Source organism: Rhizobium bangladeshense, assembly GCF_017357245.1.
Classification (GTDB): domain Bacteria; phylum Pseudomonadota; class Alphaproteobacteria; order Rhizobiales; family Rhizobiaceae; genus Rhizobium; species Rhizobium bangladeshense.
This window is the reverse complement of the sequence record NZ_CP071612.1, coordinates 405094-418060: the sequence shown is the minus strand read 5'-3', so window position 1 is coordinate 418060 and position 12967 is coordinate 405094. Positions and strand designations below refer to the sequence as shown.

The following is a 12967-nucleotide window of genomic DNA, read 5'->3' as shown; positions in this document are numbered from 1 at the left end:
CCGCCCCGAATTTCGCCATAAAGTCTCAGGCCGCCTGGCGCGCAGCGACGACGGCATGGCCTTCCGGCCGGGCGCGGAAGCGGCGCAGCAGCTCGATCAGCTCATCCACCTCATCCTTGAGGCGGCGGGTTTCCGCCGAAGTGCGCTCGACCATGCCGGAATTCTGCTGGGTGATTTCGCCCATGCTGCGGATCGCCACGCTGACCTCGTTGACGCCGGTCGCCTGATCGCGGGCGGCGGCGGCGATATCGGCGACGAAGCGGTTGATGATGTCGATGCGGCTGATCATGTCGTTCAGCGCTTCGCCGGTGCTGGAGACGATGCCCACGCCCTCATTGACCTGGCTCGAGCTTTGCGAGATCAGATTCTTGATCTCCTTGGCAGCTTCGGCCGTGCGCTGCGCGAGCTGGCGGACTTCCTGGGCAACGACGGCAAAACCCTTGCCCGCATCGCCGGCGCGCGCCGCCTCGACGCCGGCGTTCAGCGCCAGAAGATTGGTCTGGAAGGCGATTTCGTCGATGACGCCAATAATTTTGGATATTTCGGTGGAAGACTTCTCGATGCCGGCCATTGCCGAGACGGCGCTGGTGACGAGCTCACCTGAATTCTTCGCCTTCTGCTGCGTTTCGCGAACGGCGTCCGAAGCCTTCTCGGCATTGGCGGCGGTCTGGCCGACGCTGACGGAAAGCTGCTGCAGGGCGGCCGAACTCTCCTCGACGCCCGCTGCCTGCTGGGCGGTGCGCAGCGCCAGATCGTTGGTCGCATTGGCGATGACGTCAGCGCCGCTCATGATATGGCCGGACGTATCGCGCACGGATGCAAAGGACTGGCGAAGGGCGCTGACGGCGCGGTTGTAATCCTCGGCCATCTGCCGGAAATTGCCCGGCAGGTCGGACGGCAGGGTGGCTTCGAGGTCGCCGTTCGACAGCGCTTCGAGACCGCGACGCAGCTGCTCCAGCGCCATTGCCTGATCGGACTCGGCTTTCGCCCGCTGCTCTTCCAGGTCCTGACGTTTGGCCTCAAGCGTCTCGAGGTAGACCGAGATGGAATAATCCATGTCCAGCATGCCGGCCTTGATGACTGCCGACAGCTTCTCGGCGAGCAGCTTGCCCTGCTGGCGTGCGAAGACCGACGGCCACTGCTTCTCCATGATGCCCTTGACGAGTTCGGACATGACAAGGGCATAGCCACCGACGTACCAGCGCGGCTCCAGCCCGATGCGGGCATGGGTGCGGCCGACCGCCGTCACGCCGTTAACATAGGTCTCGTCGAAAGCGCCGCTGGCAAGATTGGCCCAATGATCCTGCTGGCGCTTCTTGGCATGGCCGACATGGTTCTTGTCGGCGAAAAAGCTGGAGACGGCGGGGGTCCTGGCGACCTTGGCGTAAAATTTATCGAGAGCGCCGCCGATGAGCTCGGTGATGACAGGCCTGAGATCTCGTATCGACTTTCGCGACGCGTCGTCGAGTTCGATGAAATCCAGGCGCTGCCTGAGGCTGTCGGTCTGTCGGGATGGCATTGGGATCTCTGTATTTGTCGCAAAGGCGCGGGAGGGAGTTTCTGTGCCGCAGGTTTGGCGAATATGGTTGAACAATCGTTAAAGCTGGCCGGATTTCTTCTGCCGAGACCGAAGCGCGACATGTTCAAGATGTTGGGGACCGGCGATTTCGTTCACGTTTTGATCTTCATCGCGTCGTTTCTTCTGTTATGGTTGCGGCATGACCGTCAATTCCGATTCGCTCGCCTTTTCCGTCGCCTCGATCAGTCCGGCCATGCTGGCGCTTGCCGGCGGCGTTCTCGTCGCCCTCGTGCTTCTGGTGATAATCCTTCTCTTGCGCGGCGCCAGCCTTCGCCGCGAGCAGGCGGAGGAGGCGAGCCTGCGGGCTGGCGAAAGCGAGGCACGCATGGCCGAGCTTTTGAAGATCCAGGCGGAGATGCAGGGCCGCATCACGGCCATGGCCGAGGTTTTCGGCGCGCGGCAGAGCGAGCTCAACCAGGCAATCAGCCAACGCCTCGACGGCATGTCGCAACGCGTCAGCTCGACGATCACAGAGCAGACGAAGTCTACGCACGAGAACCTGCAGCGACTGCAGGAGCGGCTGGCGGTCATCGATGCGGCGCAGAACAATATCCAGACGCTCGCTAAGGACGTTGTCGGACTGCAGGCCATTCTCTCGAACAAGCAGACGCGCGGCGCCTTCGGCCAGTCGCGAATGGAGACGATCGTCGCCGACGGCCTGCCGATGGGTGCCTACGCCTTCCAGCAGACGCTCTCGAATGGCTCGCGGCCGGACTGTACGATCCGCATGCCGAACGGCGCGCCGCCGCTTGTCATCGACGCGAAATTCCCGCTCGAAGCCTGGAACGCGATCCGCGACGCCGGCAGCCCAGAGGCCACCAAGATCGCCAGCCAGCAGTTCCGGCGCGACATGGAGATCCATATCCGGGATATTTCCGAGAAATATCTGATTCAGGGAGAAACCCAGGATACCGCCTTTCTCTTCGTGCCGTCGGAATCGATCTTCGCGGAGATCCACGAGAACTTCGAAGCCCTCGTGCAGAAGGCGCACCGGGCGCGCATCGTCATCGTCTCGCCATCGCTGCTGATGCTTTCGATCCAGGTCATCCAGGCGGTGCTGAAAGACCAGCGCATGCGGGCGCAGGCGCATCTGATCCAAGGCGAGGTGGCGCTACTGATGGACGATCTCGGCCGCCTCGACGAGCGGGTGCGCAAGCTGCAGGGCCATTTCGCCATGGCGCAGAAGGATATCGACATGGTGGTCACGTCGGCCGACAAGCTCACCAAGCGCGGCGCCAAGATCGAGGCGCTGGAATTCGAGGCGGGCGGCGACGCCAAGCCTGCCCGCGAGGGCGAGGCGCCGGCCAAATCCGTGGAAAGCCGCACCGGCCTTCTCAAGCTTCGGGTGGTTGACGAGGAATGACCGCTTCGGGCAGTGTCTGCCCGCATTCTATCAAAGAATTGGAGCATGATGTCGCCCGCATGCTCCAAAGGACGGGACATCCTCATGATTACAGTTTTCGGGTCCATCAACATGGACCTCATCGCCACGACGGAGCGCCTGCCGAAGCCCGGTGAGACGGTCGCCGGCAACGGTTTTGCAACGGCTGCCGGCGGCAAGGGCGCCAACCAGGCGCTGGCAGCGCGCCGCGCCGGCCGCTATGTGCATATGGCCGGCGCCGTCGGTAAGGATGCTTTTGCCGCCGATGCGCTCGCCCTGCTCGACGAGGCGGGAACCGACCTCTCTCTCGTCAAGCATGTCGACGGTCCCACAGGCACGGCGCTGATCCTCGTCGGCGGCGACGGCGAGAACATGATCGCCGTGGTTCCTGGGGCCAACGGCCTGGTCACGCCCGGGGATGCGGAAATCGCGATCGGCCGCATGAACGAAGGCGACATACTGATGCTGCAGCTCGAGGTGCCCGTCGCCGCCGTCGAGCGCGCGCTCTCGGCTGCGCGCGCCAAGGGCATCACCAGCATCCTCAACCTCGCTCCCCTGATCCCCGATGCACCGCGTCTCGGTCGCCTGGCCGATATCGTCATTGCCAACGAGACCGAGTTCGAGCGGCTTGCCGGACAGAGCGACATGGGCGCAGAGGCGCGTGAGGCAGCACTTGTCCGCCTACACCAGGAAACGGGCCAGACGCTGATCGTGACGCTCGGCGGCGACGGGGTCATCGCCATCCGCGAGGGGGCAATATCACGGGCGCACGGGCTGGCGATCGATCCTGTCGATACGGTCGGGGCGGGAGATACCTTCTGCGGCTATTTCGCCGCCAGCCTCGACGAAGGACTCGACTTTCCCACGTCGCTGCGCCGCGCGGCGGTCGCCGGTTCACTCGCATGCCTCAAACCAGGCGCGCAACCGTCGATTCCCTTGAGTGAGGAAGTCGCAGACAGGATATAGCCTGGCCTCCTTGCGAAAAGCTGCCGGATCTCCTGCAATTTCAAGGGGATTTTTGCGGCTTTCCTCACATATACCATTAAAGTTTCACTCAAATTTAAGAGGTCTCCGGCGATCTTCCCGGTGATCGCCGGATCTTCGCGCTTGCGGATCGCGGCTCATGCGGCTGCTCCATGACGGAGCGATGCCATCGCTCCTGTGCCGAAGAATGCCCGTTCGGCGCATCCTTGCCCGAGGAACCCATGTTCATTTTTCGCATGAAATCGCTTGCGGCGAAACTAATCGTCATCACCGGCATAGCCATCGCGCTTGTTCTCATCGTTTCGAACTTTTTCCTCATCGGCCAGACCCGGGATCGCGTCCAGACGCTGACGATGGATCAGGCCAATCTCGAGGCAAAGTCGATCGCCAATGAAATCGCCGCCAATGTCGGCGAACTCGCCAGCGCCGCGCGCAGCATGTCGGGCGTCATCGGCCGCGCCCATGAAGGCAAGTCGCTCGATCGCAAGGGCATGATCAACGTGCTGAAAGCCAATCTGGAACAGAATGCCTTCGCCTTCGGCAGCTGGTTCTGTGAGCAGCTCGGTGCGCTCGACGGCAAGACCACGGAGATCGCCAATAATAACGATGAAGGCACCAACAAGAACGGCGCCTTCACGCCCTACTGGTCGAAGACCAGGGATGGCGGGATCCAGTATTCGACGTTTGACAATGATTATGCTGCCGAATGGTGGAAGCTGGCTGCGGACAGCGGCAAGGGCGCGATCACGACGCCCTACCTCGCCGAAGGAACTGAAGTACCGACGCTGCTGACTTCCATTGCCTATCCCGTCATGTCGGGCGGCAAGATGATCGGTGTCGGTGGCGTCGACATCTCGCTGAAGTCGCTGACCGACAAGCTGCAGGCGCTGCACCCCTTCGGCTCCGGCCGCGTGACGCTGCTGTCGCAGGCCGGCAACTGGATCGTTGCGCCGATCCCCGACCTGATGACGAAACAATACGACGGCGAGGGCGCTGACGTCGTTAAGTCAGCCCTGTCGAATAAGCAACCCGGTCTTGTCAGGAACCTCACCTATGACGGCCTCGACCCCTTCGACCGCGTCGTCTATCCGTTCGAGGTCCCCGGCGTCAACGCCACCTGGGTCGTGCTCGTCGACGTCCCGCATGCGGTGATCAACGCGCCGGTTGAAGACCAGACCTACATGATGATCGCCACCGGCCTGATCGTGCTCGGTGCGGTGATGCTCGCACTCTATTTTGCCGTCCGCTCGCTCGTGCAGCGCCCCCTCGGCAGCCTTGTCGCCAGTGTCAAGTCGCTCAGCGATGGCGAATATGCCGAACCCGTCGCTGCCCAAGACCGTACCGACGAGATCGGCTCGGTTGCAAAGGCGCTCGAGGGATTCCGCTTCAAGCTCGCAGACTCCAAGCGCCTCGAAGAAGAGGCCACCCACCAGCGGCAGGCTGCCGAGACCGAGCGCAGCCGCTCGGAATCGGAACGGCAGCAATCGGTGTCGCTGCAGCGTCATATCGTTGCGACCGTTGGCGCCGGCCTTTCCGAGTTGTCTCAGGGTAATCTGGGTTACCGCATCACCGAAGAGTTTCCGGGTGAATACGGCAAGCTGAAGCAGGACTTCAACGCAGCGCTTGCGAGCCTTGAAGAGACCATCAACACGATGAATCTCAGCGTCATCAACATTGGTGCCGGCACCGGCGAGATTAGCAACAGCGCTTCCGACCTCGCCAAGCGCACCGAGCAGCAGGCGGCAAGCCTGGAAGAGACGGCCGCGGCGCTCAATGAGCTTACCGCGCAGGTCGATTCCAGCGCCGAGAACGCGCGTACGGCAGCCGACAACGTCAGTCTCGCCTGCCAAGATGCTGAGAAATCGGGCGAAGTGGTGCAAAAGGCAATCGCCTCAATGCAGGGGATCGAGCAGTCTTCGACTGAGGTTTCGCGGATCATCGGCGTCATTGACGAAATCGCCTTCCAGACGAACCTCCTGGCGCTGAACGCCGGCGTAGAGGCGGCACGCGCCGGCGAAGCCGGCAAGGGTTTTGCCGTCGTCGCTCAGGAAGTTCGGGAGCTCGCACAGCGTTCGGCCAATGCGGCCAAGGAGATCAAGACGCTGATCAACACTTCGGCCGTCCAGGTCAAGGAAGGCGTCGATCTCGTCGGGCGCGCCGGCGGCACTTTGCACAAGATCGCCGAACAGGTGATGGGCATCAACAGCCTCATCCGGCAGATTTCGGCCTCGGCCAGCGAACAGGCCGTCGGGCTGAAGGAAATCAATCAGGCCATGAACCAGATGGACCAGGTGACGCAGCAGAACGCGGCGATGGTGGAAGAAGCGACCGCCGCCAGCGTGGCGCTCAACGACGAGGCGCAGACGCTGAAGGCGCTCGCCACTCGCTTCAGGGTCTCGGGCTCGGCCAACGCGGCTGCGCTCGCCTCCATGGCGAGGCAGATGCGCGCGCCGGCTGCGGCCACCTCGCATTTCACGGCAGCTCCTGCGGTCCGCCATGCGGCCGCCCCGGCGACCCGCCGAACCACACCTCAATCGCATGCCTCGGCTGCCGTGGCCCAGGACAACTGGGAAGAGTTCTGACCGTTCAGCCCTGCATAAATAAAAAGGCGCCTGCGAAATCAGGCGCCTTTTTTCGTTCACGGATCGATGCGGTTAGAGCGGTTCAGCTTTTCACGGAAGCGCAGAACCGCTCTAACCTTTTGGATTTACGCAATTCCGGACGGAAAACCGCTTCACACTTTCCTGGAATTGCTCTAGGCGGCGTTCGACGTCTGCTCCTCGTTGAGGAAGGCATAGATCGCCGAGGCGGAATCGGTGGCCCGCAGCTTTGCAACAAGGTCCTGATCGCGCAGGACGCGGGCGATGCGCGACAAGGCTTTGAGATGATCGGCGCCGGCGCCCTCCGGCGCAAGCAGCAGGAAGACCAGGTCGACGGGCTGATCGTCCAGCGCTTCGAAATCGACCGGCTGCTCCAGCCGGGCGAAGATGCCGACGATTGAATGAATGTTCACCAGCTTGCCGTGGGGAATGGCGATACCGTTGCCGACACCGGTCGAACCCAGGCGTTCGCGCTGCAGAATGACGTCGAAGATCTCCCGTTCGGAGAGCCCGGTGATCCTCCCGGCTCTTGCCGCCAATTCCTGAAGCAACTGTTTCTTGGAATTTACTCTGAGGGCGGGAATGATCGCATCCTGATGGAGCAAATCTGCCAATGCCATTTCTTTTTCCTTCTGTCGCCGGGATCAGTCGATGCGAGGAGCGGCGGCGATACCGCCGCTCACCACCCTGATCTCAGCCTTTGATATTGGCCGAATCGATCCAGCCAATATTTCCGTCATGCCGACGGTAAACGATATTCAAATGTTCCTTGCCGGGGCTGCGGAACAGGAGAAGCGGCTCGTCGGTCATATCAAGCGCCATCACGGCGGTGGCGACGGACATGGTCTTCAGCTGCTTCGTGCTTTCAGCGACGATTGCCGGGGCGAAATCGTCAGGAATTTCATCCTCGTGATCAGGAACGGAGTCCATGACCGTGTAGGAGACTTCTGCAAAACCATTCAGGTGGTTTCCGGCATGATGGTCCTTCAGCTTGCGCTTGTAGCGGCGCAGGCGCTTCTCGATGCGCTCGGAAGCGGCGTCAAAAGCGAGCTGCGGATCCGTCGCTTCGCCGGCGGCATGAAGCACCACCCCGCTGTCGAGATGAAGCTTGCAGTCTGCCGAGAAACGAGAACTCGCCTTTTCGACGGTGACCTGGCCGGAATACCCCCCATCGAAGTATTTCGTGATGGCCATACCAATTTGGTCCTCGATCTTTTGACGGAAGGATTCACCAATTTCCATATGTTTCCCGGATACACGCACACTCATGGAGTTTCCCTTCTTATGGTCGTTTGCGGGTATCAGTTTACGCCAAGCCTCGGGTTCATCCAAGCACTTCGCGCAATCTCAAGCAAGATCGGCGTAGGCCTACGGGTCCTCGGTGCCCTTGGGATGATGGGGATAACTTCAAAACGCCGTTCACGGCGCCGATTGCGGCGGGCTTCTAGCCAGAGGTTACCAAAAAGTCAATAGGGCGTCGATTCGGCATCGGGCGCGCTCGCAGAAAGTGCAGCAAACCCCTTATGAAAAGCGCATTTCAGCGAATATGATTACGCATGCCCTCACGCGCTTCGCGTCTGCGTTGTGCGCGGCACTGTCATGGCGATGACACCGAGAATAACGCAGATCAGTCCGATCCAGGCCGTCGGGCTCAGCCTTTCGCCGAGAAAGGCGATACCGATCGCAACGCCGATCGGCACCCGGAGATAGGCTTGCGATGTGGTCCCGACCGAACCCAGCGTCTGAACGAGGCGGAAATAGATCGTAAAGGCAAGCGCCGTCGAAAAGGCGGACAGGGCAAGCAGCACCAGCACCGATGCGGCCGAGGGATCGAGCGCCCAGGGCCGGTCGACGACGAGGCTGATGGGCATCAGAATGACCGCGCCCGAGATCAACGACCCGGCCGCCGGCACGCCAGGATCGAGGCCTCTGAAGTTCTTGCTGAAAATCGCGGCACCTGCATAACAGATGGTCGCCAGGATGATGGCAAGCTGCGCCATAAGGCTTTCGCCAAGACCGCCGAGCGCTTCGACGCCGACGACGAGGCAGATGCCGGCAAGCCCGGCCACGACGCCGAAGAGCTTTCGTACCGCCACCTGCTCATGGCGGGTCATCGATACTGTCAGCAGGAAGGTGAAGATCGGCGTCGCCGAATTCAGGATTACAGCCAGTCCGGCATCGACGGACTGCTCCGCCCAGGCGATCAGCGTAAAAGGAATGACGCTGTTCAAGCAGGCCTGAACGACAAACAGGCGCCATGTCGCGCGATCGCTCGGGAGGCGGACATGCCGATGGCGAAGCACGGCGAGCAGAATCGCGCCGGCGATCAATGTGCGCACCGCAATCAACGTCACCGGCGGGATCGTTTCGACCCCGATCTTGATAAAGGTGTAGGAAGAACCCCAGAGGGTCGCCAGCACCAGAAGCAGGACAAGTTCTCTGGCAAGGTTCGGATTTTCAGGCGTCATGGGCACATCGATATTCGTTCAAGACACCCGAGAAATAGCCGAATTTGCCGAGCGGATGCTTCGATAAGGGTCGAAGCATCCTGCCGCGTCAGAAGCCTGCGACCTTGGCGAGCGCCCGCTTCTCACGGCGGCGCTGGACCGAGGAAGCGATGTTCATCGCCTCCCGGTATTTGGCCACCGTGCGGCGGGCGAGATCGATGCCGCCCTTCTTCAGCATGTCGACGATATCGTCATCGGAGAGCACAGCGTCCGGGCTCTCCTGCATGATCAGCGTGCGGATCTTGTGACGCACGGCCTCGGCGGAATGGCTGTCGCCGCCCTCGACTGCGCCGATCGATACGGTGAAAAAATATTTGAGCTCGAAGAGGCCGCGCGGCGTCAGCATATATTTGTTCGAGGTGACGCGGCTGACGGTGGATTCATGCATCTTGATCGCCTCGGCCACTGTCTTCAAGTTCAGAGGCCGCAGGTGGTCGACGCCGTGCAGCAGGAAGGCGTCCTGCTGGCGGACGATTTCGCTTGCCACCTTCATGATGGTCTTTGCCCGCTGATCGAGGCTGCGGGTGAGCCAGTTGGCGCTCTGCAGGCATTCGGAAAGGAAGGCATGATCCTCGCCGTTCCTGGTCACCCGGGAAAAATAGGACTGGTTGACCAGCACCCGCGGCAGCGTATCGGGATTGAGCTCGACCAGCCAGCCACCGTCCGAGGAGGGCCTGACGACGACATCGGGCATGATCGCTTCGGAAACACCCGTCTCGAAACCGCTGCCGGGCTTCGGGTTGAGCTGGCGGATCTCGCCGAGCATGTCGAGAAGATCTTCCTCATCAACGCCGCAGAGGCGCTTCAGCGTGGCGAAGTCACGCCGCGCCAGCAGTTCGAGATTTTCGACCAGCGCCTGCATGGCAGGGTCGTAGCGGTCCTTCTGCCTGAGCTGGATCGCCAGGCATTCGGCGAGGCTGCGCGCGAAAACGCCCGGCGGATCGAGCGTCTGGAGGGCGGCAAGCACGTGTTCGACCTGGGTGAGGCTTGTGCCGAGCCGCTCGCCGGTCTCGCCAAGATCGACCTGGATGTAACCGGCATCATCGAGCTGATCGACAAAATTCTGGGCGATCAGCCGGTCGCTCATATCGGGCAGGACGAAGGGGATCTGCTGAGCGAGATGATCGCGCAGCGACACCTGGCCGGCGACAAAATCGTCGAGGTCGTAATCGACGCCGTCGGCGCTGCCCGGCATCGACTTCCACTGACCGACGAGTTCCGGTGCGTCGAGGCGCTGCGGGCCACCGTCATCGGGAAAGACATTGGTGTAATTGGCATCGAGCTCGTCGTTCAGCCTGCTGGTGCTTTCGCTGCCGCCGGTGTCGTACCAGTCGCTCGACAGCGCCTCGGCGCGATTGTCGGCGCCGTCGTCCGAGCCCGCGTCCTCCGGCGAATGACCGAACTGCTCGTCCTCGATAGCCGCCCGTTCGTCGCTCGCCTCTCCGTCATTCGACGGAAATTCGAGCAGCGGGTTCTTCTCCACTTCCTGCGCGATGAACTGGGTGAGCTCGAAATGCGTCATCTGCAGCAACTGGATGGACTGCATCAGTTGCGGTGTCATGACCAGGGACTGGCTCTGGCGCAGGAATAGATTGGCGGACAGTGCCATGACGGACGCGAAACTCCCCTCGATTCCTCCGGGAAACCGCGTCCGATAAACGCTTCAGGCCACGGAAATCCAGTTGGCCCAAAAATTGCTTTTTTATCTCATTTGGTCAAGCGGAACTACGCGGCAAGGTGAATATGTGAGGGATCAGAGGCTGAAATTGTCGCCGAGATAGAGCCGGCGCACTTCCGGATTGTTGACGATATCGTTCGCTCGGCCGTGGGTGAGCACCTCACCGGCATGGATGATATAGGCGCGGTCGATGAGACCGAGCGTCTCACGCACATTGTGGTCGGTAATGAGAACACCGATGCCGCGCGCCGTCAGATGGTGCACGAGGTTCTGGATATCGGCGACCGAAATCGGGTCGACACCGGCGAAGGGCTCGTCGAGCAGCATGAAGGTCGGGTCGGTTGCAAGCGCTCGCGCAATTTCGAGGCGGCGGCGTTCGCCGCCGGAAAGGGCGACGGCCGCGCTCTTGCGCAGCTTCTGGATATGAAACTCTTCCAGCAGCTCGTTCAGCTTCTGCTCGCGCTCGGCCTTGTCCTTGACATGCACCTCGAGGACGGCGCGGATATTTTCTTCCACCGTCAGCCCGCGAAAGATCGAGGCCTCCTGCGGCAGATAACCGACGCCGAGGCGCGAGCGGCGGTACATCGGCATGGTCGTGACATCGTTTCCATCGATCTCGATCGTGCCTTCATCCACCGGCACCAGACCGGTGATCATGTAGAAGCAGGTCGTCTTGCCGGCACCGTTCGGGCCGAGCAGGCCGACGGCTTCGCCGCGACGCACCACCAGGGAGACGCCGTTGACGACGCGGCGCGTCGCATAGGTCTTCGTCAGACCACGGGCGATCAACGTTCCCTGATAGCGGCTCTTGTCGGCGGCACCCATAGCTTGTGGCTCAGGCCTGCCGAACATGGTTGATAGCGATGATAATTTCACGTGGGAGGCCGGTTCAGTTCTGCTTCTGCGCGTTCGGCTGCGATTTCGGATCGAGCTGAATCTGGACACGCCCGCCGCAGCTTTCAAGCTGCGCCCGCCCGGTTTGCATATGAACGGTCAGCTTGCAGCCAGTGAAGACATTCGGCCCGTCCGACAAAATCACCTTGTTTCCCTGATCGGCTGTGAGGACGAATGTCTGCGAGGCCATGTCGAAACTGCCGTCGTCGGCAGTCGCCGTCTGCGTGCCCGATACCAGATAGACCTTGTCGGTCACCAGGATCCTGTCGATATCGGCGCTTCCCGATGCCAGCGAGGCCGACTGCTCCGGCTTTGCTTCGGGTTGCGCCGCCGCGCCGCCGCCGGGCTTTGCCGCCTTGTCCTTGTAGTAGACCGTCATCTTGCCGGACTGCAGCGTGGTCGTGCCCTGGACGACCTTAACATTGCCGGTGAAAAGAGCCGTGTGCTCCTGGTCGTGGATCTCCAGCTTGTCGCTTTCGATCTGGATCGGCTGGTCGTTGGAAAGCTTCATTCCCGACATGGTCGTCGACTGCGCGCCCGCGCCCGAGGCCGTCAGAATAAGGGCAAATGCGCCGGCAACGAATGCTATGCCAGTCTTGCAAGCTGAAATGCGACAATCTTTTGTCATGGGTGACCCGGCTGGTTAAGTGCCCTGTTTATGGATGGTGGATGGATCGACATTCATGCGAACATTCCCCTCGAATGTGATCACCCGCCCCTTATCGGTTATCTCCAGCCTCTTCGCAACAATGGAAGCATTGTCCTTTGTGATGGTCACGGGGTCGTCGCTGCGCATGTTGCCGCCCTTGATGTCGAGCCGGGCGGACTGGAACTGCGCGTTCAGGCCGCTGCTCAGCACCAAGGTGAAGGGAGCCGTCATATGCAGATTGTCGGTGGCGCGATTGTAATCGGCGGTCGAAGCGACGACGCGGGCAATCAGCCCGTCATTCATCGGCACGGCGGCCTTGATGGTCTCGAGGGTAATGAGATCGGGATTGCGGATGTCTTGCAGCGCCCTTTCGGCAAGCATAGAATAATTGACGCCGTCGGAGTTGCGACCGGCAATTGCCGGCTTTTCCATCACGACCTTACCGTTCTCGATCTTGGCGCCTTCGAACTTGACGTTTTCGGGCAGGTACAGGCTCACCAAAGCCACCGTCGCGAGGGCGCCGGCGACGATGAGGGCGGCCAATGGCAGCAAAATCTTCAGTCTCCGCACGCGGGCGGAATGGAACAACGCGTCGCCATAGGGGCTCCTGCCGGAGCCCGCATAAGCGGCATGTCCGTTGTTCTTCAGGGTATCGAGCATAGGTCTCGTTCCATGTACGGTGATTTGCCTCGGCT

Annotated in this window: 10 protein-coding genes and 1 pseudogene; 3 read left to right on the top strand and 8 right to left on the bottom strand. The window is 61.4% G+C overall.

Translation table 11 applies throughout. The features are described 5' to 3' along the window. Positions 1-25: 25 nt before the first annotated feature. Positions 26-1519 (bottom strand): globin-coupled sensor protein, encoded by a 1494-nt coding sequence (locus tag J2J98_RS02030; protein ID WP_207602223.1) that lies wholly within the window; start codon positions 1517-1519, stop codon positions 26-28. A 199-nt stretch (positions 1520-1718) separates the two neighbouring features. On the opposite strand from J2J98_RS02030, the gene J2J98_RS02025 reads away from it, so the two are divergent. The 3 genes from J2J98_RS02025 to J2J98_RS02015 all read left to right on the top strand — a co-directional run bounded on the left by J2J98_RS02025 (position 1719) and on the right by J2J98_RS02015 (position 6526). After that, positions 1719-2942 carry a DNA recombination protein RmuC gene (locus J2J98_RS02025; RefSeq protein WP_207602222.1) on the top strand — a complete coding sequence of 408 codons (1224 nt, stop codon included), beginning with the start codon at positions 1719-1721 and terminating at the stop codon, positions 2940-2942. Between the two features lie 84 nt (positions 2943-3026). Then, positions 3027-3926: a ribokinase gene (locus tag J2J98_RS02020; RefSeq protein WP_207602221.1), complete on the top strand. Its 900-nt coding sequence runs from the start codon at positions 3027-3029 to the stop codon at positions 3924-3926. A gap of 239 nt (positions 3927-4165) precedes the next feature. Beyond that, positions 4166-6526, top strand: coding sequence for a methyl-accepting chemotaxis protein (locus tag J2J98_RS02015; protein WP_207602220.1), 2361 nt, complete (start codon positions 4166-4168; stop codon positions 6524-6526). Between the two features lie 173 nt (positions 6527-6699). Here J2J98_RS02015 and ptsN read toward each other — a convergent pair whose 3' ends face one another. From ptsN to lptC, 7 genes and pseudogenes are all read right to left on the bottom strand, one after another. After that, positions 6700-7164: a PTS IIA-like nitrogen regulatory protein PtsN gene (ptsN, locus tag J2J98_RS02010; protein WP_064707784.1), complete on the bottom strand. Its 465-nt coding sequence runs from the start codon at positions 7162-7164 to the stop codon at positions 6700-6702. 73 nt (positions 7165-7237) lie between these two features. Next, positions 7238-7813, bottom strand: coding sequence for a ribosome hibernation-promoting factor, HPF/YfiA family (gene hpf, locus J2J98_RS02005; RefSeq protein ID WP_003570772.1), 576 nt, complete (start codon positions 7811-7813; stop codon positions 7238-7240). Positions 7814-8106: 293 nt separating this feature from the next. Then, positions 8107-9012 carry a DMT family transporter gene (locus J2J98_RS02000; protein WP_207602219.1) on the bottom strand — a complete coding sequence of 302 codons (906 nt, stop codon included), beginning with the start codon at positions 9010-9012 and terminating at the stop codon, positions 8107-8109. 88 nt (positions 9013-9100) lie between these two features. Further along, a complete protein-coding gene (rpoN, locus tag J2J98_RS01995; protein ID WP_064707782.1) occupies positions 9101-10660 on the bottom strand; it encodes an RNA polymerase factor sigma-54 in 1560 nt (519 codons plus the stop codon). A 144-nt stretch (positions 10661-10804) separates the two neighbouring features. Then, a pseudogene (lptB, locus tag J2J98_RS01990) lies at positions 10805-11542 on the bottom strand (LPS export ABC transporter ATP-binding protein); the annotation flags it as partial. 76 nt (positions 11543-11618) lie between these two features. Further along, on the bottom strand, positions 11619-12251 hold the full coding sequence (locus J2J98_RS01985) for an LptA/OstA family protein (RefSeq protein ID WP_064707780.1): 633 nt from the start codon (positions 12249-12251) through the stop codon (positions 11619-11621). Positions 12252-12266: 15 nt separating this feature from the next. After that, on the bottom strand, positions 12267-12932 hold the full coding sequence (lptC, locus tag J2J98_RS01980) for an LPS export ABC transporter periplasmic protein LptC (protein ID WP_064707779.1): 666 nt from the start codon (positions 12930-12932) through the stop codon (positions 12267-12269). Positions 12933-12967 lie beyond the last annotated feature (35 nt).

What these genes read in the sequence shown, in the direction of transcription:
- J2J98_RS02030 (WP_207602223.1), bottom strand. Translation starts at nt 1,519, where the DNA reads ATGCCATCCCGACAGACCGACAGCCTCAGGCAGCGCCTGGATTTCATC.
- J2J98_RS02000 (WP_207602219.1), bottom strand. Translation starts at nt 9,012, where the DNA reads ATGACGCCTGAAAATCCGAACCTTGCCAGAGAACTTGTCCTGCTTCTG.
- J2J98_RS01985 (WP_064707780.1), bottom strand. Translation starts at nt 12,251, where the DNA reads ATGACAAAAGATTGTCGCATTTCAGCTTGCAAGACTGGCATAGCATTC.
- J2J98_RS02015 (WP_207602220.1), top strand. Translation starts at nt 4,166, where the DNA reads ATGTTCATTTTTCGCATGAAATCGCTTGCGGCGAAACTAATCGTCATC.
- ptsN (WP_064707784.1), bottom strand. Translation starts at nt 7,164, where the DNA reads ATGGCATTGGCAGATTTGCTCCATCAGGATGCGATCATTCCCGCCCTC.
- hpf (WP_003570772.1), bottom strand. Translation starts at nt 7,813, where the DNA reads ATGAGTGTGCGTGTATCCGGGAAACATATGGAAATTGGTGAATCCTTC.
- J2J98_RS02025 (WP_207602222.1), top strand. Translation starts at nt 1,719, where the DNA reads ATGACCGTCAATTCCGATTCGCTCGCCTTTTCCGTCGCCTCGATCAGT.
- rpoN (WP_064707782.1), bottom strand. Translation starts at nt 10,660, where the DNA reads ATGGCACTGTCCGCCAATCTATTCCTGCGCCAGAGCCAGTCCCTGGTC.
- lptC (WP_064707779.1), bottom strand. Translation starts at nt 12,932, where the DNA reads ATGCTCGATACCCTGAAGAACAACGGACATGCCGCTTATGCGGGCTCC.
- J2J98_RS02020 (WP_207602221.1), top strand. Translation starts at nt 3,027, where the DNA reads ATGATTACAGTTTTCGGGTCCATCAACATGGACCTCATCGCCACGACG.